General features: G+C 35.4%; 26 protein-coding genes. 21 read left to right on the top strand and 5 right to left on the bottom strand.

The features are described from left to right. The first annotated feature begins 159 nt into the window (after positions 1-159). The 8 genes from Q0K80_RS03295 (at position 160) to Q0K80_RS03260 (ending at position 7,417) form a co-directional block, all read left to right on the top strand. Entirely contained in the window at positions 160-1,371 is a 1,212-nt protein-coding gene (locus Q0K80_RS03295; RefSeq protein WP_265892742.1) for a phosphoglycerate kinase, read from the top strand. Between the two features lie 24 nt (positions 1,372-1,395). After that, the gene (gene tpiA, locus Q0K80_RS03290) at positions 1,396-2,151 is read left to right on the top strand and encodes a triose-phosphate isomerase (RefSeq protein ID WP_294603107.1); all 756 of its coding nucleotides are present in this window, start codon (positions 1,396-1,398) and stop codon (positions 2,149-2,151) included. Positions 2,152-2,287: 136 nt separating this feature from the next. After that, positions 2,288-2,920 (top strand): hypothetical protein, encoded by a 633-nt coding sequence (locus Q0K80_RS03285; RefSeq protein ID WP_294603105.1) that lies wholly within the window; start codon positions 2,288-2,290, stop codon positions 2,918-2,920. Between the two features lie 140 nt (positions 2,921-3,060). After that, positions 3,061-3,666, top strand: a complete 606-nt coding sequence (locus Q0K80_RS03280; RefSeq protein ID WP_294603101.1) for a hypothetical protein — start codon at positions 3,061-3,063, stop codon at positions 3,664-3,666. Between the two features lie 62 nt (positions 3,667-3,728). Beyond that, positions 3,729-4,298: a GDSL-type esterase/lipase family protein gene (locus Q0K80_RS03275; protein WP_294603098.1), complete on the top strand. Its 570-nt coding sequence runs from the start codon at positions 3,729-3,731 to the stop codon at positions 4,296-4,298. An 87-nt stretch (positions 4,299-4,385) separates the two neighbouring features. After that, a complete protein-coding gene (locus Q0K80_RS03270) occupies positions 4,386-5,240 on the top strand; it encodes an aldo/keto reductase (protein WP_294603095.1) in 855 nt (284 codons plus the stop codon). A gap of 13 nt (positions 5,241-5,253) precedes the next feature. Beyond that, positions 5,254-5,646, top strand: coding sequence for a MerR family transcriptional regulator (locus Q0K80_RS03265; RefSeq protein ID WP_294603092.1), 393 nt, complete (start codon positions 5,254-5,256; stop codon positions 5,644-5,646). Positions 5,647-5,848: 202 nt separating this feature from the next. After that, a complete protein-coding gene (locus Q0K80_RS03260; RefSeq protein WP_294603089.1) occupies positions 5,849-7,417 on the top strand; it encodes an ABC transporter ATP-binding protein in 1,569 nt (522 codons plus the stop codon). 60 nt (positions 7,418-7,477) lie between these two features. Here Q0K80_RS03260 and Q0K80_RS03255 read toward each other — a convergent pair whose 3' ends face one another. Continuing rightward, positions 7,478-7,999, bottom strand: coding sequence for a hypothetical protein (locus Q0K80_RS03255; RefSeq protein ID WP_294603086.1), 522 nt, complete (start codon positions 7,997-7,999; stop codon positions 7,478-7,480). Positions 8,000-8,009: 10 nt separating this feature from the next. Then, the gene (locus tag Q0K80_RS03250) at positions 8,010-8,885 is read right to left on the bottom strand and encodes a Cof-type HAD-IIB family hydrolase (protein ID WP_294603081.1); all 876 of its coding nucleotides are present in this window, start codon (positions 8,883-8,885) and stop codon (positions 8,010-8,012) included. 181 nt (positions 8,886-9,066) lie between these two features. Between Q0K80_RS03250 and Q0K80_RS03245 the strand changes: the two genes are divergently transcribed. Genes Q0K80_RS03245 through tsaE form a run of 3 tightly spaced genes read left to right on the top strand, consistent with a single transcriptional unit; the run spans position 9,067 to position 11,235 of the window. Continuing rightward, entirely contained in the window at positions 9,067-9,762 is a 696-nt protein-coding gene (locus tag Q0K80_RS03245) for a uracil-DNA glycosylase (RefSeq protein ID WP_294603080.1), read from the top strand. A gap of 11 nt (positions 9,763-9,773) precedes the next feature. Next, positions 9,774-10,772 (top strand): phosphate acetyltransferase, encoded by a 999-nt coding sequence (pta, locus tag Q0K80_RS03240; RefSeq protein WP_294603077.1) that lies wholly within the window; start codon positions 9,774-9,776, stop codon positions 10,770-10,772. Next, positions 10,762-11,235, top strand: a complete 474-nt coding sequence (gene tsaE / locus Q0K80_RS03235; protein WP_294603075.1) for a tRNA (adenosine(37)-N6)-threonylcarbamoyltransferase complex ATPase subunit type 1 TsaE — start codon at positions 10,762-10,764, stop codon at positions 11,233-11,235. Before pta ends, tsaE begins: the two co-directional genes overlap by 11 nt. A gap of 32 nt (positions 11,236-11,267) precedes the next feature. On the opposite strand, the gene Q0K80_RS03230 is transcribed toward tsaE, so the two are convergent. Continuing rightward, a complete protein-coding gene (locus Q0K80_RS03230; protein ID WP_110445887.1) occupies positions 11,268-11,801 on the bottom strand; it encodes a 3'-5' exonuclease in 534 nt (177 codons plus the stop codon). A gap of 99 nt (positions 11,802-11,900) precedes the next feature. Between Q0K80_RS03230 and murB the strand changes: the two genes are divergently transcribed. Genes murB through glmM form a run of 4 tightly spaced genes read left to right on the top strand, consistent with a single transcriptional unit; the run spans position 11,901 to position 16,037 of the window. Next, positions 11,901-12,800 (top strand): UDP-N-acetylmuramate dehydrogenase, encoded by a 900-nt coding sequence (gene murB, locus Q0K80_RS03225; RefSeq protein WP_294603071.1) that lies wholly within the window; start codon positions 11,901-11,903, stop codon positions 12,798-12,800. 44 nt (positions 12,801-12,844) lie between these two features. Next, complete coding sequence (gene cdaA, locus Q0K80_RS03220) at positions 12,845-13,690, top strand: diadenylate cyclase CdaA (RefSeq protein WP_294603068.1); 846 nt, start codon at positions 12,845-12,847, stop codon at positions 13,688-13,690. Beyond that, positions 13,687-14,664, top strand: coding sequence for a CdaR family protein (locus Q0K80_RS03215; RefSeq protein WP_294603063.1), 978 nt, complete (start codon positions 13,687-13,689; stop codon positions 14,662-14,664). Before cdaA ends, Q0K80_RS03215 begins: the two co-directional genes overlap by 4 nt. A 20-nt stretch (positions 14,665-14,684) precedes the next feature. Further along, positions 14,685-16,037, top strand: a complete 1,353-nt coding sequence (gene glmM / locus Q0K80_RS03210) for a phosphoglucosamine mutase (protein ID WP_294603055.1) — start codon at positions 14,685-14,687, stop codon at positions 16,035-16,037. Between the two features lie 281 nt (positions 16,038-16,318). Here the strand turns inward: glmM and Q0K80_RS03205 are convergent, their stop codons facing one another. Together Q0K80_RS03205 and Q0K80_RS03200 are read right to left on the bottom strand one after the other, a co-directional pair. Then, complete coding sequence (locus Q0K80_RS03205; protein WP_294603053.1) at positions 16,319-16,552, bottom strand: hypothetical protein; 234 nt, start codon at positions 16,550-16,552, stop codon at positions 16,319-16,321. After that, on the bottom strand, positions 16,543-17,163 hold the full coding sequence (locus Q0K80_RS03200; protein ID WP_294603050.1) for an SLAP domain-containing protein: 621 nt from the start codon (positions 17,161-17,163) through the stop codon (positions 16,543-16,545). The genes Q0K80_RS03205 and Q0K80_RS03200 overlap by 10 nt, the downstream gene beginning before the upstream one ends. A gap of 382 nt (positions 17,164-17,545) precedes the next feature. Here Q0K80_RS03200 and glmS point away from each other — a divergent pair, with 382 nt between their 5' ends. The 6 genes from glmS (at position 17,546) to Q0K80_RS03170 (ending at position 24,678) form a co-directional block, all read left to right on the top strand. Continuing rightward, on the top strand, positions 17,546-19,357 hold the full coding sequence (gene glmS / locus Q0K80_RS03195) for a glutamine--fructose-6-phosphate transaminase (isomerizing) (protein WP_294603048.1): 1,812 nt from the start codon (positions 17,546-17,548) through the stop codon (positions 19,355-19,357). Positions 19,358-19,470: 113 nt separating this feature from the next. Then, on the top strand, positions 19,471-20,286 hold the full coding sequence (locus Q0K80_RS03190) for a Cof-type HAD-IIB family hydrolase (protein ID WP_294603046.1): 816 nt from the start codon (positions 19,471-19,473) through the stop codon (positions 20,284-20,286). 24 nt (positions 20,287-20,310) lie between these two features. Further along, positions 20,311-20,748, top strand: coding sequence for a CopY/TcrY family copper transport repressor (locus Q0K80_RS03185; RefSeq protein ID WP_294603043.1), 438 nt, complete (start codon positions 20,311-20,313; stop codon positions 20,746-20,748). Positions 20,749-20,783: 35 nt separating this feature from the next. Next, positions 20,784-21,494, top strand: a complete 711-nt coding sequence (locus tag Q0K80_RS03180) for a hypothetical protein (RefSeq protein WP_294603041.1) — start codon at positions 20,784-20,786, stop codon at positions 21,492-21,494. 130 nt (positions 21,495-21,624) lie between these two features. After that, positions 21,625-23,148: a glycosyltransferase gene (locus tag Q0K80_RS03175; RefSeq protein ID WP_294603039.1), complete on the top strand. Its 1,524-nt coding sequence runs from the start codon at positions 21,625-21,627 to the stop codon at positions 23,146-23,148. Positions 23,149-23,280: 132 nt separating this feature from the next. Further along, positions 23,281-24,678, top strand: a complete 1,398-nt coding sequence (locus Q0K80_RS03170; RefSeq protein WP_294603036.1) for a DHA2 family efflux MFS transporter permease subunit — start codon at positions 23,281-23,283, stop codon at positions 24,676-24,678. Positions 24,679-24,681 lie beyond the last annotated feature (3 nt).

Genomic DNA, 24,681 nt, shown 5'->3' with positions numbered 1-24,681 from the left:
ACTCATTCACTTGCCAAATGGTTCGTACTTTGTTGAAATTTGCTACTCTTTAATCTGTAATATTTGATTACTGTTAAGTGGTGAAAGAGAAGGCGGAGGGAAATTCTTCCTTCCGCCTTTTTTTCAAAATAAAAATAATTAAGTTATCGGAGGATATAGATGGCTAAATTAATTGTTTCTGACCTTGATGTAAAAGACAAAAAGGTTTTAGTTCGTGTTGATTTTAACGTGCCAATTAAAGATGGTGTTATTGGAGATGACAACAGAATTGTTGCTGCCCTTCCTACCATTAAATACATCATTGAAAATGGTGGTAAGGCAATTTTGCTTAGTCACTTGGGGCGTGTAAAGTCAGATGATGATAAGAAAGAATTGTCTCTAAAGCCAGTTGCTGAGCGTTTAAGCGAACTCTTAAAGAAACCAGTTACCTTTGTTCCAGCTAACGAAGGTAAAGAAGTTGAAGATGCCGTTGCCAAGATGCAAGACGGTGATGTTGCTGTTCTAGAAAACACTCGTTTCCAAGATATTGACAATGACTTTGGCAAGCGTGAAAGCAAAAATGATCCTAAACTGGGTGAATACTGGGCTTCATTAGGTGACATGTATGTTAACGATGCTTTTGGTACTGCTCATAGAAGTCACGCATCCAATGTTGGTATCGCTGAAGCTATGAAGAAAGATGGCAAGCCTGTTGCTGCAGGTTTCTTAATGGAAAAGGAAATCAAATTCTTGGGCGATGCTGTTGCTAACCCTGTACACCCATTTGTTACCATTTTGGGTGGTGCTAAGGTTTCAGACAAGATTGATGTTATTACCAACCTTATTCCTAAATCAGACCACATTTTAATTGGTGGTGGTATGGCTTATACTTTCTTAGCAGCCCAAGGTCATGAAATTGGTAAATCATTGTTTGAACCAGATAAAGTTGATCTTGCTAAAAAATTGTTGAAAGACGCTGATGGTAAGATTGTATTACCTGTTGACAATGTTGCAGCAACTGAGTTTTCAAACGATGCTGCTCGTAAAGTTGTCGGCGATGACATTCCAGAAAACATGATGGGTCTTGATATAGGTCCTAAGACTGTTGCTAAGTTCAAAGATGTTTTAAAAGATGCTAAGACTGTTGTTTGGAACGGACCAATGGGTGCCTTTGAAATGTCAAACTTTGCTGAAGGTACATTGGAAGTTGGTAAGGCCCTTGCTGATTTGACTGATGCTACTACTATTATCGGTGGTGGTGACTCGACAGCAGCTGCTAAACAACTTGGTATTGCTCCAAAGATTACCCACATCTCAACTGGTGGTGGAGCTTCCCTACAATACCTTGAAGGTAAGGAATTACCAGGAATTGCCTGTATTTCAGACAAGTAAACTTTAAGAAAGGACATTATTTACATGCGTACACCAATTATTGCTGGTAACTGGAAATTACATATGAATCCTAAACAAACAACTGAATTTGTTGCTGCTGTAAAGGATAAATTGCCAGAAGCAAGTAAGGTTGAAGCACTAATTTGTGCTCCTGCCGTCGATCTTGAAAGTTTAGCAAACGCAGCTGCTGGTTCAAACCTGCGCGTCGGTGCAGAAAATGCTTATTTTGAAGATGAAGGTGCCTTCACTGGTGAAACTTCACCTAAAGTTTTAAAAGAAATGGGCATGAACTATTGTATTATTGGTCACTCTGAACGTCGTGGCTATTTCCATGAAACAGATGATGACATTAACAAGAAAGCCAAGGCTTTATTTGCTAACGGCATTACCCCAATTATTTGTTGTGGTGAATCACTTGAAACACGTGAAGCTAATAAGCAAGAAGATTGGGTTGTTAGTCAAATCAAGGCTGCACTTGCTGGCTTATCTGCTGGTCAAGTGGCTAGTTTAGTTATTGCTTATGAACCAATCTGGGCTATTGGTACCGGTAAGACTGCCAGTTCTGATCAAGCTGAAGAAATGTGCAAGACTATTCGTGATACTGTCAAGGATTTATATAGTGAAGAAACTGCAGAGAATGTCAGAATTCAATACGGTGGTTCTGTAAATCCTGGCAATGTTAAAGAATTAATGGCTAAACCTGATATTGATGGTGGTTTAGTCGGTGGTGCTTCACTTAAACCTGATTCATTCTTAGAATTAGTAAATTATCAAGATTAATTTTTAACTGTATACGATAAAATAAGTCTCTGATTTTTCAGAGACTTTTTTGTTTAATATTTCCACTATCGCTTGCTTTTATCATAATGCGTGTCCATAATAGGATGAAATAATTCCAATATGGGAGGTAAAGTTTATGAAATTACGTAAAACAATTACTTGGGCAGTTGTTGTTGCTGCTTTAGCTGCAACAAGTGGAATTAGTGTTAACCAGACTAATTTGGTTCAAGCGGCAAATACTTCTAAAAATGCCAAAATTTCTACTAACAAAACAAAATATGGCTTTAAGAGAGACTTTAAGTTTCCTAAATCATGGCGTGGTAAATGGTATAGTATTACCCATGATAAGTTAAGCAAAATGACCGTCAAAAAGAACGGTTTCAATACGCCTTGGACCGGAGAATATGTTGAATTGGTTTCAGCAGGTAAAGTAAAAGGTACCAATAAATACTTATGGCAAATGCCTCAAAGTTGGTTTACCAAGCATGACAAAATTTTCAAACATTTAGGTAGAGTAACCACTAATAAGATTAGCAATAAAAAATGGATTGTCTTTAGTCCAATAGATGAAAACAATATTGAAATTGGCTTTGCTTTTAGATTAAGGAATGAAAAAGTTGCTGGTAAAACTCAACAAGTAATATTCTTAGCTAATCCCAAAACAGGTGAGATCACTGATCAATTCTTCCGTTCACCAAAATTAGCGCAAAAATATCAACACTATAATTTTAAGGGTGAAACTTATGCACCTTCATTTAACCAGTATTAAGTAAAGTAAATAAGTGATTTTAAAACTAATTCTCAATTAAGGAATTAGTTTTTTTAATAAATTGAATTACTTTATACAACCAACCAGTTTATAATTATTACTATAAATAAAAACACAATATTTTTTTACAGGAGAGAAAAATGGCTAAAAAAATTATTACTATATTTGCATTAGCAGGCTTAGCTATACCTATGACAGTGCCACTTGCAAGTGTTCAACCAAAAACCGTGCAGGCTGCGCAAACCAAGAAAAACAAATATGGTTTTGCAAAACAATTTAAATTTCCCAAAACCTGGCGTGGCAAGTGGTATAGCAACAACAATTTTACCCCCAATCCAATGAGTATTCATGCGTCTGCGATCAATATGCCTCTAACTAATGATTATTTTAAAGTAATTAAAGTCGGAAGGGTCAAAGGCACAAAGAAATATCCTTGGGAAATGCCTTCAGCTTGGCAAGAGGAAAATCAGAGCATTTTAGCAAAATATTTACGGGTATCTAGTAAAAAAATGCATGGGAGTAAGTGGATCATACTAAGTCCGGTACAGGAAAAGACAACTAAAAACGGAAATGCTTTCACAGTTAAGACTGAAAAAATAGCTGGTAAAAAACATAAAGTTTTATTTCAAAGTAATCCAGAAGATGGTTTAGTAACTAACCAATTTTTTAAAACAAAATCTATAACAAATAAGTATAGTGCATTTGAATTTAAAGATATGAAATATAGTAAAGTTAACCCACGTTAATTATTGAAACTGTAGTCTCAACTAATTGTGATTACAGTTTTTAGTTTTAAGAAGGAGAAAAAGTGAAACTATTATTAACAGGCGATAGCATTATTGCTCGCAAAGAAGGTTTAAAATCACCTCGTATTAATAATGCAATTAAAGCAAAAATACCAGATATTGAGATTGTCAATACTGCAGTTTCCGGAGTAAATTCGGGAGCTTTTTATGCATTACTGCCAGATTTGATCCTAAAAGTTGAACGCTGCGATAAATTGGTATTGCTTTTAGGGACAAACGATATAGCAAAACACAAGCGGGTACCTATCGCTCAATTCAAGAGAAACATGGCTCTTATTATATCTAGCATAATTTGTTTATATTATCCACAAAATGTAATTTTAATTTCCCCTCCTGCTGTTGATCAAAATAGGCAAAATAAGCGGACCAACCGTGAAATTGCTGTTTATACTGCTGAGCTGATCAAGTTAGCAGAAACGTACAATTTAAATTTTATTAATCTATTCCAAGCTATGATTGATCATGGCAATTTAACAACACTCTGTAAAGGGCAATTGGATGACGGCTTACATTTTGGAAAAGAAGGATATAACCTATTAGCAAATTTAATAGTTAAAAAACTGCAAGAATAGGAATCAAGCTCAGTATTAGAAAAATCCTTGCTATGGAGCTAACTCTAAGGTATACACTTTATTTCAAAATGATAAAGGAGTACCAAAATGAAAGAAACAACACTAAATAATGGCATATCAATGCCTACTCTAGGTATAGGCGCTTTTCAAATAACTAACCTGACTATGGCTGAAAATGTAGTTGAGGATGCAATTAGAATAGGATATCGTCTGATCGATACAGCTTCATCCTATGGTAATGAAGAGGCGGTAGGAAAGGCCATTAAAAACAGTGGAGTTGATAGAACTGATTTGTTTATCACCACTAAATTATGGGTATCTGATACAGGTTATGAGGCAACCAAACGGGCAATTGCCACTTCTCTAAGAAAATTACAGCTTGATTATTTAGATCTGTATCTAATACATCAGCCTTATGGTGATGTTTATGGTTCCTGGCGTGCAATGGAAGAAGCATATAAGGCCGGAATTATCAGAGCAATTGGGGTTTCTAATTTTTCACCAGACCGTGTTCTCGATTTAAGTTTGTATAATGATATTCGTCCTGCTGTTAACCAAATTGAAATTAATCCTTGGATGCAAGAAGCAAAAGAGGTTTCTTTCCTCCAAGAAAATAAAATTCAACCCGAAGCTTGGGCACCTTTCGCGGAAGGAAAGCATCATGTGTTTACTAATTCGTTAATTAGGCAGATAGCTGCAGATCATCATAAAACAACTGGTCAAGTTATCTTACGCTGGTTAGTTCAAAGAAGAATAGTAGTAATTCCAAAATCAATTCATCACGATCGCTTGGTAGAAAACAGTAAAATTTTTGATTTTGAATTAAATCCAGCAGAAATGGCACAAATAAAAAATCTGGATAAAAATGAAAGTCAGTTTTTTGATCATCGTGATCCAGCAGCAGTGAGAAATATTCATGATTTAATTAGAAATGTTGATTAAAGGAAAACGAATTTTGACAATAAACGAAATTAGTAAAAAATTTGGCTTATCTAAAGATACATTACGTTACTGGGAAAAAGAGAAGTTGATACCTACTGTTAAAAGGGACGAAAATGGCTATCGCGTGTATGACACAAAGGAGCAAAACTGGATTTTTTACATTATGGTTTTACGTAATGCGGGGATGTCTATCAAAAAATTAAAAGAATTTGTAGATTTATATATGGAAAATAATTCAACCGCAGAAAGACGAAAGCAATTACTAATTAAGCAACGAAATCAGTTAGATGAAGAAATTAAAAATATTAAAAAAACAGTTAATTATCTAAATTATAAAATTGATCATTTTGATGACCAATTGTTAAGTTTCGAAAAAGAAAAACTAGCATACGATAAACAAATTTAAACCATACTTAGATAAACGTTCTTAAAACTAATTATTAATTTTAGGGACGTTTTTTATTGTATTGAGCCAATATGGGGCACGATTACAATTGTATCTTGTCTAACATAATTTAATTTGTTAATATTGCTAATAAATTAAAGAATAATTAAATAAACAGTTAAAATTGTTTTACTGCCATTAGAAACAATAAAGGAGGGCCAAAATGTATCATTATCTCAAAAAACATGCATTTGCAGTTATAACAGCTTGTCTATTACTTTTAGTAAATTCTGTGTTGCAAGTTTTGGCTGCTACCAAAATGGCCGTACTGGCAAATTATTTAATTGCCGGTAAAATTAGGCCTTTTGTTAGCATGTTGGTAATGATCTTTTTACTTTGGTTTCTCACGTTTCTTATTTCTTTTCTGGAAAGTTATATTCAAGAAACAGTTACACAAGATATTCTCGGCAATATTCGCAATGACATAGTTACTAGTCTAATTAAACTTCCTCAAAATGAATTTAAACAAAATCCAGTGGATTATTATGAATCTTACCTGCAAAATGACGTCAATTTAATTCAAAAAGAAGGTCTTAATACCTTTTTTCTAATAGTACGTTTTAGCGGTAATGCAATTTTTGCGTTAATAGCTTTATACCTTTATAGCAATATTTTATTTCTTGCAGCTATTTTGTTAGTTTTAGTGATTATATTAGTCCCGCGTTTCTGCAAAAGATTTCTGACAGCAGGGGTTACTAAAATTTCTCAGGCTAACGAAAATTTTTTAAAATTTACTAGTAGCGGTTTACACGGCTATGATACTCTTTACGCTTTTAACGCTTTGGGTGAAATCAAGAAGTTAGTTGCGACGGGATCACAAAGTTTAAAGCAGGCAAATGTACATAACACTGTCAGACGTTCCGCTGTGGATATTATTACAGGTGTAATCAATATTGGTAGTCAACTTCTTATTCTAGGTATTACAGGGCTTCTTCATTTTCAAGGAAAAATTAGTGCAGGTGCTATTTTGTCCACGGCTGAATTAGCTACTAAGGTTTTTGACTCTGCCGGAATTATTAATCGTTACTTTGCACAATTGCTTTCTACTTCCAGTATTTTTGCTAAATTTAATGAATTGAAGAAACATAGGGAGAGTAAAAATGACAATTTTGCTAAAACTAATTTTTCAATGGAGTTTCAGTCACTGGAATTTAAAAATGTCACCTTTTCATATCCTAATGCAAAAGAAAAAATTCTGCATAATTTTTCTTATGTCTTTAAAAAAGGTGATTTTTATAAATTAAATGGGATTTCTGGCCGGGGTAAATCTACCTTATTGAAATTGGCAACGGGTCAACTTACTCCTACTAAAGGCGAAATTTTACTGAATGGGATCAATATTACTGTTATACCCCGTAACGTAATAAACTCAATAATTATCTATCTGCCCCAGACAGTGACAGTGTTTCCTCGCAGTATTAATTATAATATCTTGCTGGGACGAAACTATAATAAAGCAAGTCTAGATAGGGTAAAACAAGATTTTGAAGTTAATGAAAATTGGCATTATAATTCCTTATCTGGCGGTCAAACTCAACGTATTGCGTTAGCTAGACTAATCGATACTAAGGGTAAATTAATTTTACTGGATGAGAGCTTTTCCAGTATTGACCTGAAAACAGCACAAAATTTATTGCAAAAATTATTAAATAGGGTGGAAACCATAATTGTTGTTTCACATCGAAGTGCAGAAGTTGCTAACTTTTCCTTCAAAAATTTGGTATTAAAATAATATTTTGTAAACTAGCCTAAAAAAACGTTACTAGCAGTTTAGCTAAGCTGTAGCGCCTTTTTAATTAAAATTAACATTATATTTACGACCAACGGGTGGAAAAGTTGGCAGTCGTAACGGGGTGGTATGCCATTGAGTAAAAAGCGTGGCACACAATAGGATAAAGGGTACATCTTCAGGACGATCAATATCACAAATTAAAACGACCCCCTCACTGCGAACAACTGTCCTAACAGTGGCAACTTTTTTGACACCAAAAAGAAATTTATAGCTTCCTTTTTTAATACTGCCAGTAACTATGTAGTTTAAGCGAGTAACATAGAAAAGGTTAGCTATCTTATTGTTTAACCTTTTAACTTTAACCAAAGAGTGATTAACCACATCAATGGTGTAAGAAGAGATGATGCCATTACCATCAGTGTACAGCCGTCCTATTTCTTTGCCAGTAAACTTTTTTAAGTACAGGGTATGATTGGGATTATCTAAATTGCCTTGAATAATATATTCAATTTTGTCTTTTTCATTTGCGACAGGTATTTGACCATATTCCTGTTTTTGAGTTAATTCCAATAAGTAGCGCATTTAAGCACCTCTATTCTTTTGCGTTATTTTTAATAAATTTCCTTAAAATATAAGCAACTCCATTATCATTGTTTGATTTAGTTCTGACTTGCGCCAATTTCTTAATAGTGGGTACTGCGTTTGCCATTGCTACTCCAACACCTGCATCCCTAATCATACTGGCATCATTGAGATTATCCCCGATTGCGGCTACTTCCTCTGTTTTGATACCTTTTTTTCTGGCATAATCTAAAAGAGCAGGGCCTTTCTGTGCTTTAATATCGTTAATCTCAATGTTAGCTGCAGAGCTTGATGTCACAACAACACCGTCTACATCCTTAATTTCTTTTTTAACTTTGGTAAAAGCAGCAGGTCCATGTGCATCAAAAGCAATTATTTTCATAATTTCGGTTTTGGGGTTAGTTAATAACTTATCAAAGTTTTTTTCCAAGGTCATACTAAACATAGCGTTACTACCAGCCGCAGTTGCAACTGCTTTTTTAAAAGTTACTCCTGGATTCAGAGTCATTAGTGCATGAGCTAAGTTAACCACACGTTTACTGATATCACTTGAATATATTTGCTCGGCGGTAACTAATTCAAAATAAATATTGTTTTGTTCAAGAATATTTGCGATTACACGTGCCTTCTCATTAGGCAATTTATGCTTAATCTGCAAATTATCATTTTCATCATATACTAAGGCACCATTGATATTAATAAAACCCGTTTTTAAGCCATAATCTCTAATAGTTTTCCGTGATTGCCGTGGTGCACGCCCTGTAGCTACTAAAAATTCAATTCCATTTCTTTGTGCTGCCCGAATTGCAGACACGTTTTCGTCTGAAATTCTCATATCGCTGTTAAAAAGGGTTCCGTCTAAATCACAAGCTACTAATTTAATCACAGATAATTAACTCCTCCTAGTTACAAATCATTTCTTTATCTACCATATTATCATATATGAAGAAATTCTTACTTTTATAATTTTAGATAATAAAAAGAGCTAAAATGTATTAAATTTCACCACATCGATAATTAATTTCATGATACCATAAAAGTTAGTGAAAGAGAGGCCTGTTGAAGTAATGAAAAAGTTTATTGGTAACGACTGGGATGAAATATTAGCTCCCGTTTTCGAAAGCAAAGAATATCAGCAATTACATGAATTTTTAAAAACAGAATATGCTACAAAGAAAATTTATCCTGATATGTATCATATTTTTACTGCTTTCAAACTAACCTCGTTCGCAAATACGAAAGTTGTGATTTTAGGACAAGATCCATATCATAATCCTGGTCAGGCAACTGGAATGAGTTTTTCGGTTAATCCGGGAGTGAAATTGCCTCCTTCTCTTCAAAATATTTATAAAGAATTATATGACGATGTTGGTTGCCGTCCAGTTAATCACGGCTACTTAAAAAAATGGGCAGATCAGGGAGTATTATTGTTAAATGCTGTTTTGACGGTTCCATACGGTCATGCTAATGGTCATCAGGGAAAGGGCTGGGAAGCCGTGACCGATGCCGCAATTAAAGCTTTGAGTGATCGTGGCAAAGTGGTCTTTATTTTGTGGGGGCGTTTCGCTCAAAACAAAATCGTTTTAATTGACCAAGACAAAAATTTTGTGATTAAATCAGCTCATCCAAGTCCATATTCAGCTGATAGGGGATTTTTTGGTTCAAGACCATTTTCGCGTTGTAATGAAGCGCTGAAAAATTTTGACGAAACCCCAATCGATTGGCAATTACCCACAAAGGTTACACAAGCAGATTTAGTATAGGTAGGAGATAAATGAGCGTTTTTGATTTGTTAAAAAATAAGGTACAAAACTCAGAAAAAAAGTATCAGATAGTTTTCCCGGAAGGAAACGACATACGTATTTTAAATGCAGCCAGTCAGTTATCCCTGGCAAATATTATTAAACCTATTTTATTAGGTAATACCGGAATAATAACTGATAAAATCCGCAAAAACAATTTAGCTTTTAACGAATTAGAAATAGTTGATCCGATTCACTATAAAAGCAAAAAAGCGATGGTACAGAGTTTTATAAAGGCACGTAGAAAAAATGTCTCGCAGGCTGATATTGCTGAAATATTAAATGAGCCAAACTATTTTGGTACTATGTTGGTGGAAATGGGTATTGCCAATGGCATGGTATCTGGATCAACTCATTCAACCGCTGAAACAGTTAGACCTGCTCTACAGTTGATCCATACCTCTGAAGGGATGAAACGTGTTTCTGGAAGTTTCATTATGGAACGCCAAGATGAGAAATATATTTTTGCAGACTGTGCTATTAATTTAGATCCAGATAGTGAAACATTAGCAGAAATTGCATACCAATCCGTTCAAACTGCCAAAATGATTGATATTAATCCTAAAGTTGCATTTTTGAGTTTTTCAACTAAAGGCTCAGCTAAAGGAGATATGGTTACCAAAGTTAAGAAAGCTGCTGAAATTTTTCATAAAGAACATCCTGAAATTTCAGCAGATGGTGAACTGCAATTCGATGCCGCTTTTGTGCCTGCTGTGGCGGCACAAAAGGCTCCTGATTCCGCAATAAAGGGACAAGCAAATGTCTTCATATTTCCTGAACTGCAATCTGGCAATATTTCTTATAAAATTGCTCAGCGTTTGGGGAATTTTGCGGCTATTGGTCCTATTTTGCAGGGATTACAAAAACCTGTTAACGACCTGTCACGCGGTGCCAGTACACAGGACGTTTACAATATCGCGATTTTAACTGCTGCACAGGCGCTATTAAGGGATGAGAAAAATGAAGCTTAGTATTGATTCTGCTCAAAAAATGCAGGAGCTTGGTGCAGCTATTGCTCAGACTGCCCAGGCACATGACTTATTACTGTTAAATGGCGATCTCGGTGCTGGCAAAACGACTTTGACTCAGGGAATTGGCAGAGCACTCGGAATTAAACGACCAGTAAAAAGTCCCACGTTTACTATTGTTAGGGAATATCCTGAGGCCAAGCTGCCATTATTTCATATGGATTTTTATCGCTTAGAAAATGATGATTTATCTTCAATCGATTTAACTAACTATTTGTCTGAACCGGGAATAGTTGTAATCGAATGGCCAGACGTAATCCAAAAAGAGCTTCCTAAGCAATTTTTACAACTTACCATTAAAAGAGTAGATGATAGTTGGTCTTCAACTAAACGAGTAGTTGAATTTGAGGCAAAGGGTGAAAGATATAAACAATGGCTCAAAAATATTTTGCAGCTACTAACCTAAAAAAGTAGGGTTTTTAACCCTGCTTTTTTTGCTTATATTTGGTAGACCAAACCTTTTAGAGCCTCGTCTCCATATTTTTCATTTTGTGCTATCAAAATTCCTGCGCAGGCTTCACTATCACTGAGAGCATTATGATGATGCCATAATTCCACGTTAAGAGCTTTAGAAACTGTATCCAGTTTGTGGTTAGGCAGCTGGGGTTCAAATAATTTGCTGGTCTGCAAGGTATCGATGACGAAATAATGTGGTTCAGGAATATCATAGCGAGCTAAGCTTTGCCGCATTACATTAGTATCAAAACGAGCATTGTGTGCTGTAACCAACATCCCAGGCTGATAGAGTGCTTTGATTTTAGGCCAGACTTCGGCCATAGTCGGGGCATCCTTAACGTCTTCTGCAGTGATATCGTGGATTTGAATATTGCGTGCATCAAAAGGCATTTGCGGATTAATTACAGTATAAAAGCGATCTACAATTTGGTTGTTCCGAACCATTACCAAGGCCAAAGAGCAGGCACTTTCAGGATGTCTGTTGGCTGTTTCGAAATCCATCGCAATAAAATTCATGTTATCTCCTTTAAATTTTAATTTTAGTATAACATATGATGAAGGTCTTAACTGAATGAGGTAAAATAGAAAAAGATTAGATAAAAGGGGATTTTGGTTTTGAAGTTATCAGATTTAACCAAAAAAGGTTTAGAAATAAAAAAACAGGTTCCACTTAGTAAATATACATTTACGAAAACAGGAGGTCCAGCTGAATTTCTTGCTTTTCCTCACAATGAAAATGAATTAAGAGATTTAGTAATTACTGCTTATGATAACGAAATTCCCTTAACTGTAATAGGCAATGCTTCTAACTTAATAATACGTGATGGCGGTATTTCAGGTTTAGTTCTAATTTTGACCGCGATGAACCAAATTAAGGTTGAAGATAATCAGGTTGTTGCTCAAGCAGGAGCGACTATTGTGGATACGGCTTTTACAGCTGCACATCATGGCCTAAGTGGATTAGAATTTGCAGCTGGAATACCAGGAAGTGTTGGCGGTGCAGTTTTCATGAACGCCGGTGCTTATGGGGGTGAAACTAGTAATGTTGTTCAAAGCGTCAAGGTTATGACGCGTAGGGGAGAAATAAAAAAACATTCTTTGTCTGAAATGAATTTTTCTTATAGACATTCATTAGTTCAGGATAATGGTGATATTGTCATAAAGGCTGTTTTTGCATTAAAAAAGTCTGCCAAAAATCGTATTTTAGCAGATATGAATTATCTTAATGCTTTGCGTAAATATAAACAGCCGCTTGAATATCCTTCATGTGGCAGTGTTTTTAAAAGACCAGATGGTCACTATGTTGGCCCAATGATTATCAAGGCGGGTTTGCAAGGAAAGCAAATAGGCGGCGCTCAAGATTCCACCAAGCACGCTGGATTTATTGTGAATAAGGGTAATGCTACTGCGACGGATTACCTTAATTTAATTCATTTAATACAAACAAAAATCAAGTCTCAGTTTGGTTTGGATTTACAAACTGAGGTAAGAATTATTGGCGAGCCTGATGAGTAAACTGATACAATTATTATGTTCACACATTAGAGAAAGGAGTATTTATGCAAACTAGCGGAGCACATATTTTTACTTGGGGCAACTTATCTACAATTCTTGATGTCCTGATTATCTGGTTTGTAGTTTATCACTTAGTTATTTTAATCAGGGGAACTAAGGCTGTCCAGTTAGCAAAGGGAATTGTGCTGATTTTTATCGTGCGCATTATTGCAGGGATACTACAACTACATACTACGACTTGGCTGATTGACCAAATTGTTTCTTGGTCTGTAGTTGGAATTATTGTGATTTTTCAACCAGAAATTAGACGTGGTCTCGAACATTTAGGACGCCTGCCTATTTTTGGCGGTCGCGAGGATAGTGCCCGAAGCGAATCAATTAAATTCATTAATGAACTTGATAAAGCCATTCAATATATGTCGAAAAGAAGAATTGGGGCATTAATTACTATCCAACAGGAAACTGGCCTAGAGGATTATATCGAAACTGGAATCAAGCTTAACGCTGATGTCACAGGAGAATTATTAATTAACATTTTTATTCCTAATACTCCTTTACACGATGGTGCCGTGATTATTAACAAGGATCACAAAATTGCAGTGGCAGCTGCTTATTTACCACTTTCAGATAATAGTATGATTCCTAAAAGGTTGGGGACCCGTCACCGAGCTGCTGTTGGTATTTCCGAAGTGACAGATGCAATTACCGTCGTTGTCTCTGAGGAAACAGGTGGAGTAACAATTACCCGTAACGGTCGCTTTATGGTCGATATGACTCGGGATGAATATCTAAAATATCTTAATGCTGAATTGGTACCAAAGAAAAATGATAATGATAAATGGTACCAAAAAATTATCCGTAAAATATGGAAATGGGGTGCTGACCGATGAAAGAATTTTGGAAAAAATCTTGGTTTATCAGGCTGGTCTCCCTTTTAATTGCAGTTTTATTGGTTATTTATGTCAATTCCACCCAAGAAGGATTTTTATCTCAGGGACAAACTGAAAAGACAAAGCAAACTGCTAATAAGACTGAAACAATCAAAGTACCTTTGCAGGTTTCAGTTGATACGGACAAGTATTACGTTGTGGGCTATCCCGAAAGAGTTAGTGTTACTTTGGAAGGGTCTACAGCACTTGTTACTTCTACTATTAATACTCAAAATTTTAGAGCTTACATTGACTTGACGAAAAAAAGCATTGGTAAGCATAATGTCAAAATTCATATTAATGGTATTAATAAGCAAATATCTTATTCAGTTAAGCCGCGAAATGTTACTGTCGACATTCAGCGACGTAAGTCAACTACAATGCCTGTACAAATAGAGTATAATAAAGGTGCTGTAGCTCCTGGTTATCAGAGAGGTCATTCCAGCGTTTACCCGCAACAGGTGGAGGTAACCGGGGCTCGCTCAGAAGTTGATCAAATTGATCAGATTGTTGCCAAGGTGGTTTTACCTAATGGTATTGATCACACTTATGAGCGACAGGTAAACTTGATTGCAGTAGATAATAAGGGAAGACAGTTGAATGTAATAATTGATCCTGCAACTGCTAAAGTAACAATACCTATCACAACGGCAAAAAAAGTAGTAAAAGTTCAGCTTGAACCAGAACATGAAAAAACAAATAAAATTTACTCACTGACTGCTAAAACCAAATACGTAACTTTATATGGCAATGAAGATGCTCTGGCTAAAGTTAAGCGCTTGAAAGTTCCCGTTGATTTAGGTTCTGTTAACGTTTCTGCTACCAAAACTATTACTTTCAATTTACCTGACGGTGTAGTTAAATCGAATCCAAGGCAAATCAATGTTGATATAAAGGTAGAAAATACAAAAGACACACAAAATGTTGATAAATAAGAAAGAAAGGTTGTTTAGTAATGTTAAAATATTTTGGCACTGATGGTGTACGTGGGGTCGCTAATCAAGATCTATCTCCTGAGTTGGCATTTAAGTTAGGGCGAGACGGTGGTTACGTCTTAACAAAAAACAAGTCTAAAGAAGAACAGGCCAAAGTTTTGGTTTCTCGTGATACGAGAATTTCTGGGCAGATGTTGGAATACGCCTTGATATCAGGACTTCTTTCTGTTGGAATTGAGGTCTTGGAGGTAGGTGTAATTACTACACCGGGATTATCGTATCTAGTTCGTGCTCAAGGCGCTGATGCAGGTGTTCAGATTTCTGCTTCCCATAATCCTGTTGAAGATAATGGTATTAAGTTCTTTGGCAGCGATGGTTTGAAATTGTCGGACGAAATGGAAGGCGAAATTGAAAAATTGATTGATGCCCCTAAAGATAGTTTACCTCGACCTTCTGCTAAAGGACTAGGTTCTGTCACCGATTTTCATGAAGGTAGTGCCAAATATTTACAGTTTATTGAAAATACTATTCCTGAAGACCTTAGTGGTATTAAGGTTGTGATCGATGGTGCAAATGGTGCCGCCAGCAGCCTAATTTCTCGGTTATTTGCTGATTGTGGTGTTGACTTCATTACTATTGCTATTCATCCCGATGGCCTTAACATTAATGATCACGTTGGAGCCACTCATACTGAAAAACTGCAGGAAGAAGTAGTGAAACAGGGCGCACAACTTGGTCTTGCATTTGACGGTGATGCTGATCGTTGTATCGCTGTCGATGAAAATGGTCACGAGGTTGATGGTGACCATATTATGTATATACTTGGCAGCTATATGGAAGATGGTGGCCGTTTGAAAAAAGATACAATCGTTACCACTGTAATGAGTAATCTGGGATTTACTAAAGCGTTGCAAAGACGTGGTATTAAAAATGTTCGGACTCAAGTGGGCGACCGATATGTTTCAGAAGAAATGCGTGCGCATGGTTATAATTTAGGTGGAGAACAATCTGGTCACGTGATTATGAGTGATTATCATAATACAGGTGACGGAATGTTGACAGGTTTACATTTGATGTTAGTGATGAAAAGAACTGGCAAAACTCTAACTGAGTTACTAACTGATTTTAAAGAATATCCACAGTGTCTGGTAAACGTTCCGGTAAAAGATAAGAAATCCTGGAAAGAGCATCAACCTATTTTAGATGTAATAAAAGAGGTTGAAAACGATATGGGTGACGATGGTAGAGTATTAGTGCGACCTTCCGGAACACAGTCACTTTTGCGTGTAATGGCTGAAGGACCAACCCAAGAGGAAACTGATGCCTATGTGAAGAGAATAACTGATGTAGTTGAAAAGGAAATGGGCGTGTAAGTAAAATAAACCCATTGCATTTTTGAGCTAAAAAGCAGGTAAATAATAATAAGACCCCAAAATTGACTTCAATTTTGGGGTCTTATTATACAAACTTTACTCAAAAATATTTGTATTATTCTTTTACATCTTTTTCTATGTTGGCTGGCGTGACATCAGCTGCTGTATTCACTGGCTTTAAATGATTGCCAAAAGTATATTTAGCAGTAGAAACTTTTACAAAATCACAGTTTAACACTGATGAAGGTGAATCTAAAACTTCATAAAACAGCTATGCTTTTTTATCTGCTGGAACCCATATATCTTAAACTTGTAACCGAAACCGTATCACCTGAACTGAACCATGAATCGTCCGCAAATTCTCCTTTTGTATTATAAAGATATGCGTCATTCACAAATCTTACATGCATGATATTAGTATACGGTATTAGTTGCTGGCGAGGCTGCGTTTTAAGGTCGTCTCTTAAAACAAACAGATTTTTATTGTTTTTTATGCGGAATACTTCTAGAACCACTCATTATCAAGCATATCAATTTTAGTCGTCCCTGCTAGTTCTTCTCTATTACTGCGACGATCAACCACTAGTTTTGTACCCTTTTTAACATATTTATCGGTAAATTCACCTTTATTATTAACAAGATTTGCTTTTGTAAAATCTTTATCAGAAGAAAACGGCCAAGAAGCTATTGTAACAGTAGCATAATTAGTAAATAGCTTATTTCCATTGATACTTTCAACATTTATAACTTTAATACAACCACCATGACCGATATTGTAGTATTGTTTACCTTTAATTGTCTTATATGGTAGATAATACCAGTTCATATCTTTATCATTAAAGGAATAACGTTTAGTATCTGGATCAGATAAGGCTTTAATTTTGCCAACGTATCTTACTGAAGCACCCTTTTTTAGCAATTCATTCGTTTTAAGATAAGAATATTTTTTCTTACCCTTTTTGTTATAAACACGCGTCTTATGATTCAAGGTTAGCTTGCCTTGCTCAGAATTTACATTTGAAGTAGTAGTTTGAGCTTGAGCAATATTAGTTGTAGTAGCTGCTATAGCTGTTGTTGTCAATATTCCAGCTACTAAGCTAATAAACAATTTTTTGTTAATTTTCATTGTAATTACCCCTTTATCCTTAAATTCTAATAGCTAGCTATTAAATTGTCTATTAAGAATGACAACTTCACGTAAAACAAAAAAGATAGCAAGAAGCCCGCTTTTTTCTGAATAATACTTAAATATCACTTTTGTATTTTACACAACAGCTTAAGCATATGCTTATTTAAAGGTATAACTGTTTAACCGGCCTCAATTTAAGATTTTCATCACTTATTTGGGCAAACTTTTGTGTTAGTAATAGTAATTTTACATTATTGTATAGACCAATTTTTAAAATATTGCTTGACCAATTTATTAAAAAAGGCTATTATTCCATAATTAAGTTGAATTAACTAATTAATCCAAATTGATTATTTTTACTAGACCAAAGGAGAAGAATATGTGTGGAATTGTTGGCATAGTTGGAAAGTCTGCTAGAGAAATTGTTTTAAATGGGTTGTCTAAGCTTGAATATCGCGGATATGATTCTGCAGGAATTTACCTCAATGATTTGGCAGGAAAAAAATATTTAACTAAAACTGCTGGTCGTATTGAGGACTTGAAGAACAAAATGACTCCAGAAGAGCAGGGTATGATTGGAATTGGTCATACTCGTTGGGCAACACATGGTAAGCCCACTGAATCTAATGCTCATCCCCAATTTGATGAAACCGAACGCTTTTATCTGGTTCATAATGGCGTAATTGAAAATTACCAAGAAATAAAAAAGCAATACTTAAATGATGTTACCTTTAAGTCTGACACTGATACCGAGGTAATAGTTCAATTAGTTAGTAAATTTGCTCGTGAAAAAAATGAAGATGCCTTTACGGCTCTAAAGCAGGCCCTACAATTAATTAAGGGATCATATGCTCTTTTATTAATTGACAATCAAAATCCAAATCATATTTTTATTGCTAAAAATAAATCTCCTTTGATGCTGGGACTGGGTAATGGCTTTAATTTTATCGCATCTGATGCCTTATCGGTATTGGATCATACCAAAACTTTCGTTGATTTACAAGATGGTGAGGTTGGAGACATTACTCAAGATGGGTATCAGCTTGAAACTATTGCTGGTCAAAAGGTTGATCATCAGCACTATGAGTTAAATATTGATGAAAATGCTGCTTCTAAGGGCACTTATGAATTCTACATGCTTAAAGAAATTTGTGAGCAGCCGAGTGTTTTACGGCACTTAGATCAACATTATCTTGATCAAACTGGTGACCCTAAAGTAGATGCTAAAATTATTAATGCTCTATCTCAGACAGATAGACTGTATATCTTTGCTGCTGGTACAAGTTACCATGCAGGTTTAATTGGTAAACATCTTTTTGAGAAGCTGACCAAGATCCCAACTGAAGTAGGATTTGCATCTGAAGCAGGTTACCATTTTCCAATGATGTCAAAACACCCATTCTTTATTTTCTTATCGCAATCAGGTGAAACGGCTGATTCACGCGTTGTCTTACAACAGGCGATTAAGCGTGGCATTCCCAGTCTAACTTTGACGAATGTTCCCAATTCAACTTTGGCACGCGAAGCTAATTATGCTATGTCACTTGAAGCAGGGCCTGAGATTGCTGTAGCTTCAACTAAAGCTTATACTGCCCAAGTTGCCGTTCAAGCTATGGTTGCCAAGGCATTAGGAGAAAAATTAGGTGTTAAAGATGCTGCAGCTTTTGATTTGAAAAAGAATTTTGCTTTAGCTGCAGAAGGAATTGAACAAGTGATTTCGAATCAGAAAAAAATTGAGCAGCTCGCTCAGAAGGATATTATATCAAGTCGCAATGCTTTCTACATTGGCAGAGGGATTGATTATCCAGTCGCTTTGGAGGCAGCCCTTAAACTTAAAGAAGTGTCATATATTCAAACAGAAGGTTTTGCGGCAGCGGAATTAAAGCATGGCACAATTTCATTGATTGAAAAAGGCACACCTGTAATCGCTTTGATTAATGATTCTGTCACAGCGGATTTGATGCGGGGAAACATTCAAGAGGTAATTGCACGCTGTGCAACCGTTATTACTATTGCACGTAAATCATTAGCTAAACCTACCGATGATATTGTTTTACCTGAAGTTAATTACTATCTTTCGCCACTTGTTAGTGTAGTTACAGCACAATTTTTTGCATATTTTGCAGCTAAAGATAAAGGACTAGATGTTGATAAGCCGCGTAATTTAGCGAAAAGCGTCACTGTAGAATAAGCTTTTTGAGTTTTTGTTTTGTTTTAAAAGAGAATTTTTTTGAAAAAGTCGTAAGTAATTACGACTTTTTGTATAATAAAGAAGATAGTGAAAAAGTGTAGGAGGATATTATTTTGGCAATAAAATTGATTGCGGTTGATTTAGATGGTACTTTACTTACCACCTCTAAACAGATTTCACCGGAAACTGAAAGGGCACTGAAGCAAGCTGACAGTCAAGGCATTAAGGTGGTTTTGGCAACAGGTCGACCATTGTCCGGTACTATTGAATTTAATAAACAATTAGGTTTACAAGGCGCAAGACAATATGACATTGTTTTTAATGGTGCAGTAATCCAGGACCTAGCGGGAAATATTTTAATGAATGAAGAAATGAATTACCATGATTTCTCTAATATGCGTCGCTTGCAAAGATTAGCCCATGTTAACCTTCATTTTGAAACTCCTGAGTGTTACTGGACATGTGATCGTGACATAGGAGTAAATTTAGCTAGAAACGCTACTTATACTAAAAATGTGATTAAAGTACGTAAAGTAGAAGAAATATCCCAAGATTTTTCTTTTAATAAAGTGGGACTTAGTGTTCTTGATGATGAACGTGAAGTTGATAAATTATGGAATAATATCCCTCAATGGGCTTTTGCCAAGTATGATATTGTTCGCAGCTTTTCTTCTATTGTTGAAATTAACATTAAAGATGCTTCTAAGGGTAATGCAGTCCAGCAATTAGCAGAGAGATTGAAAATTAAGCCGAGTCAAGTTATGGTTTTTGGCGATCAGGGCAACGATATTTCGATGTTTACTAATCCTGATTTTAAAAAAGTGGCGATGGGTAATGCTGTTGGGATGATCAAAGACTATGCAGATTATGTGACCGCAGATAATGACAATGACGGAATTGCCAAAGCACTAAAAAAGTTTGTTCTGTAGTAAAATAAAGCTAGGTTGATTATTATGGTAGAAAAAAATAAAGAACATAATATTTCCGAAGCTGAGTGGGAAGTTATGAGAATAGTGTGGACTTTAGGAAAAATTCACACTGGTGATGTGATTCAGCAACTGCAAGCAAAAAAGGATTGGTCTGAGTCGACTATTAAAACTCTGATGGGTCGATTAGTCAAAAAGGGTCTGCTAAAAACCCGTAAGGACGGTCGCCGTTTTGTTTATTCCGCTACCGTTACGCAAATAGAGATGATGATTCAAGTCACTAACGAAATGATGAGTCATATGTGTGATATGCATAAGGGTCAGGTAATGATAGCAATTCTCAAGGATATGCCTCTTTCTCAAGGTGATATCACCAAGATCGAAAGTGAACTTGCTCTCAAGAAAGAGCATGCTCCTGAAATGGTTAATTGTAATTGTTTAGCTTCGGGTCAACATGAATGTTAGATTAAACAGTTAATATTTTTTAGGAGGTTAACTAAATGAGAAAATTCGCTAGTATTTTGTTACGGCTAATTTTTGTTGCAGCAGTCTGTGTTTCAGGATTTCTAATGATGGAATCTCCTATCACCGTCAACGTGCAAAATGTTCGTGGTATGGCTCAAACTGTCATCAAAAGAAGTGTTAACAATACGGGTGACTCAAGATTAAAGAGTACATTGAAACTGGCTAAGGACTTTGGTGTTGAAGACAAAATCCTCGAACAATTACCTAAAAAATATCATCATGATATGTCTTATGCCAGCTTGTATAATTTAGGTGCAAGTTACCAGGAAAATGGTGAAGTGACAGCTAAAAGCTTATCTTTTCCAGAGAATAATGATGTGCAAAAAGCAGTCAGCAAACTTTTACTAAATAAAATTAATGACGGTTTGAAAGAAAATCAGGATCAGGTAAATCAGAGTATCACTATTTTCCATTATTGCTTTTTTGCAGCAATATTAATTTTCATCCTATCGGCTTTGTTAATATTATTTGGTAAATATTGGGCTGCAATTATTTTGTTAATTGGATCTGTGGGATCTTTTGGGGTCTTACAATTCATAGCCAATCAGTTGGTACAATGGCTGGAAAGTAACATTGCTCATGGGATTTCATTAACCGTTTCTCCGATTCTATGGGGAGGGTTGGCTGTAGGAGTGATAACAGCACTAATCTGGCCGTTGGTTTTAAAGCTAACAAAAAAGGAATAATATATTTTATAATTAAGCATTACCTAAAAAATTAGGCTAATGCTTTTTATTTTAATGTAATGTCTATACCTATTAAATGTATGCTAAAATTAATAATGATGATTTGAATATATAAATAAAGGGAAAATTAATGTACTACTTTTTAAATAATAGATTAGATGTAAATAGTTCAGGAATAGAGCACGCAGAAGTTAAAAGATTAAAGTTATTTAAACGTAATCATGTTAAAGCAAAGATTGTTATGTCGGAGTTTAATCGCTTTGCACATCGTAATTTACCTTTGTATGGCATGACTGATGATGATTATGTCAATATGTTTGACTTTTTTGCCGGTACAGTGAAGTTTGCTAATCGTGTTGTCACGATAAAAGATATACCGATCCCAAGCTTTAATAAGGTAAAAAAAATCAATAATGGTTATGAGGTGTATGAAGACAATCGAAAAACTATGACTGTTAATATGTTGCCTAATGGTAGTGTGGACACGATTAAATATTATAATGGTGATGTCAATTGTATTAAGCAAGATTTTTATGATACTCGTGGTTTTAAAAGTCTAACACAAATTTATGATACAGCAGATGGACACTTAGTCTATGAATTATTTTTCCGCCCCGACAATACCATCTATTACGAGATTTCTTATGAAAAACGACCGAATTCATATCCAGCAACTAACATTCAATTGACTGATATTCAAGGTGTTGTTCATTCACTTATGAATAGTGGCCAAGCGTTTACTATTATGCTTGATGAATTAAACCAGCAGGATGGAGATGAGTGGTCAACTTTCATCTCTGATCGTAGTAATATTACTAATGTGCCAATGATTAATATGAAAACGCCAGCCCGAAAAATCGAACATTTTCATAATATTCACTTCAGAGACTACTGGGACCCTAGTTCTCCTCTCACTTACAACTCAATTTCAAATAATGAATTACTCAGTAAAACCGACTTAGTAGTTACTCCTGGAAAACATCAAGCAGATGACATGAGAAGAAGACTAAGAACGCAAGTGCCGATAGTTGCTATACCTGTAGGAATAGTACCAGATGAGCAATTACATGCTGAGCATATCCCAATGAGTGAACGAATAAAAGGAAAAATAATAATTGTAGCTCGTTTATTCTATGAAAAACGAATTGATGACGCAATTAAGGCTTTTAAACAAGCTTATCAAAATGATGATGCACTAACTCTAGATATTTATGGTTATGGCAATGGTGCGGATAATTTCAAAGAAGAAAACATGCTAAAGAAGCTGGTCCGAGATCTCAAATTGGAAAATGTAGTTCACTTTAGGGGTTACACCCAAGATATGGATTATGTTTATGATAATGCTCAACTTTCAATTCTTTCTTCAAGATATGAAGGAGCTCCGCTCTCAATAGTTGAAGCTCAATCACACGGCGTTCCAGTATTTGCATATGATATTAACTACGGTCCAGCAGACTTGATTGCTGATGGTCAGAGTGGTTTTATCGTGCCAAGTGGTCATATCGATGATTTAGCAGCTAAAATTAGTGAATTCTTTGCTAGTCCTAAATTACGGAGAAAATTGAATGATGGAGCGTATGAAAACGCCAAACGATCATCAAGTGAAAATGTCTGGCGCTACTGGCAAAAATATGTGATTGATACAGATAAATAAGTATCACTTAAAAACTCACCTTGAATTTCAAGACGAGTTTTTCTTTGCATTTAATTTATTGCATTTCAAAAAAATGTGAGTTACTATGGTTATTTAGTTAGCTTGCTAACTAAATGTTCAGGAGGAATTCGAATGGAAAGAAAATTAGATGTAAAATTAATTTGTTCAATTTTCGCAGCTGGACTGATGTCATTTTCAGGTGTGCTAATTGAAACGGCAGGGAATGTTACTTTTCCTGTTTTAATGAATGATTTTCATGTTAATATGGCCATAGTGCAATGGATGACGACGGGCTATTTACTGGTTGCTTCCATTATCATGCCGCTATCAGCATATTTAAAAAGAAACTTTAGTTCGAAAAAACTGTTTGTGACAGCCGCTTCTTTATTTATTTGTGGCTTGCTAATTGACGCAGTTGCTAACCAATTTATTTTTCTAGTTATTGGTCGCATTATTCAAGGCGCGGGCGCAGGAATAGCTATTCCCTTAATGTTTAATATCATTTTGGAGAAGACACCACTTGATAAACTAGGCCTCCTTATGGGTATAGGAACAATGATTACTGCTGTAGCTCCAGCTTTAGGACCAAGTTTTGGCGGGTTGGTTGTTAATACTTTAGGTTGGCGTTATATTTTTATCTTTATTATACCCGTGATGGTAATATCCTTGATCATGGGCTTAACTTCAATCACAAGTAAAACAGAGAATATTAAGCATACTAGGCTGGATACTACCGGTTTTCTGAGTATTGCTTTAACTTTTATTGGGTTAATTTTTGCTTTTAGCAACTTATCTAAAATATTACAAAAACCGCTCATGTTTGTTTTACCTTTAGCATTAGGAGTAATAAGTTTAATCATTTTTATTGGGCATTCATTGAATACTACCAATCCACTGATTAATATTCGTGTTTTTAAAAACATAAGATTCACTCAAGGAATTACAGCCTACTTTATTTTTCAGGTAAATACCTTAGGTTTGTCGTTCATCCTGCCTAATTATGTCCAAATAGTCAATCATTCTACTGCGATGACTGCGGGACTTTTACTATTAGCTGGTGGACTAGTAGGGGCGATTTTGTCGCCAATTAGTGGCAGACTGCTTGATAATTACGGACCAAGAAAGCCAATTATGACAGGTGCTATTTTTGAAATAATTAGTGGCATTTTATACTGCCTATTTGCTTCATCATTAACATCTGGCAAAATTGTCTTATTTTATGTTATTACAATGCTAGGTATAGGCCTAGTTATGGGGGATACCATGACAGCTTCAATTGGTCTACTTGGCGAAAAAGAGAGTACTGATGGTAACGGACTCTTTAATATGGCCCAGCAATTTGCTGGTGCGGTTGGTACTGCCATTATTTCAGCAATCATGCAATTTGTAGAGCAGATGAGCGGTCAAAATTCTACTTCTGGAAAATACATTGATGCCGCTCAAGTTGGACTAATTTTTATTCTAATTATTATCTTTGTTGGTGTATACTTACTTTATCGAGCTACAAAACCAGTAAAAACAGAGGGATAAAAT

It is taken from the genome of uncultured Lactobacillus sp. (assembly GCF_945290125.1).
GTDB classification, from domain to species: domain Bacteria; phylum Bacillota; class Bacilli; order Lactobacillales; family Lactobacillaceae; genus Lactobacillus; species Lactobacillus rizhaonensis.
This window is presented reverse-complemented; position numbering and strand designations above follow the sequence as displayed.

Excerpts from the sequence above, each read along its gene's own strand:
- Q0K80_RS03295 (WP_265892742.1), top strand. The coding sequence starts at position 160 with ATGGCTAAATTAATTGTTTCTGACCTTGATGTAAAAGACAAAAAGGTT.
- tpiA (WP_294603107.1), top strand. The coding sequence starts at position 1,396 with ATGCGTACACCAATTATTGCTGGTAACTGGAAATTACATATGAATCCT.
- Q0K80_RS03285 (WP_294603105.1), top strand. The coding sequence starts at position 2,288 with ATGAAATTACGTAAAACAATTACTTGGGCAGTTGTTGTTGCTGCTTTA.
- Q0K80_RS03280 (WP_294603101.1), top strand. The coding sequence starts at position 3,061 with ATGGCTAAAAAAATTATTACTATATTTGCATTAGCAGGCTTAGCTATA.
- Q0K80_RS03270 (WP_294603095.1), top strand. The coding sequence starts at position 4,386 with ATGAAAGAAACAACACTAAATAATGGCATATCAATGCCTACTCTAGGT.
- Q0K80_RS03260 (WP_294603089.1), top strand. The coding sequence starts at position 5,849 with ATGTATCATTATCTCAAAAAACATGCATTTGCAGTTATAACAGCTTGT.
- Q0K80_RS03255 (WP_294603086.1), bottom strand. The coding sequence starts at position 7,999 with ATGCGCTACTTATTGGAATTAACTCAAAAACAGGAATATGGTCAAATA.
- Q0K80_RS03245 (WP_294603080.1), top strand. The coding sequence starts at position 9,067 with ATGAAAAAGTTTATTGGTAACGACTGGGATGAAATATTAGCTCCCGTT.
- pta (WP_294603077.1), top strand. The coding sequence starts at position 9,774 with ATGAGCGTTTTTGATTTGTTAAAAAATAAGGTACAAAACTCAGAAAAA.
- tsaE (WP_294603075.1), top strand. The coding sequence starts at position 10,762 with ATGAAGCTTAGTATTGATTCTGCTCAAAAAATGCAGGAGCTTGGTGCA.
- Q0K80_RS03230 (WP_110445887.1), bottom strand. The coding sequence starts at position 11,801 with ATGAATTTTATTGCGATGGATTTCGAAACAGCCAACAGACATCCTGAA.
- cdaA (WP_294603068.1), top strand. The coding sequence starts at position 12,845 with ATGCAAACTAGCGGAGCACATATTTTTACTTGGGGCAACTTATCTACA.
- Q0K80_RS03215 (WP_294603063.1), top strand. The coding sequence starts at position 13,687 with ATGAAAGAATTTTGGAAAAAATCTTGGTTTATCAGGCTGGTCTCCCTT.
- glmM (WP_294603055.1), top strand. The coding sequence starts at position 14,685 with ATGTTAAAATATTTTGGCACTGATGGTGTACGTGGGGTCGCTAATCAA.
- Q0K80_RS03200 (WP_294603050.1), bottom strand. The coding sequence starts at position 17,163 with ATGAAAATTAACAAAAAATTGTTTATTAGCTTAGTAGCTGGAATATTG.
- glmS (WP_294603048.1), top strand. The coding sequence starts at position 17,546 with ATGTGTGGAATTGTTGGCATAGTTGGAAAGTCTGCTAGAGAAATTGTT.
- Q0K80_RS03185 (WP_294603043.1), top strand. The coding sequence starts at position 20,311 with ATGGTAGAAAAAAATAAAGAACATAATATTTCCGAAGCTGAGTGGGAA.
- Q0K80_RS03180 (WP_294603041.1), top strand. The coding sequence starts at position 20,784 with ATGAGAAAATTCGCTAGTATTTTGTTACGGCTAATTTTTGTTGCAGCA.
- Q0K80_RS03175 (WP_294603039.1), top strand. The coding sequence starts at position 21,625 with ATGTACTACTTTTTAAATAATAGATTAGATGTAAATAGTTCAGGAATA.
- Q0K80_RS03170 (WP_294603036.1), top strand. The coding sequence starts at position 23,281 with ATGGAAAGAAAATTAGATGTAAAATTAATTTGTTCAATTTTCGCAGCT.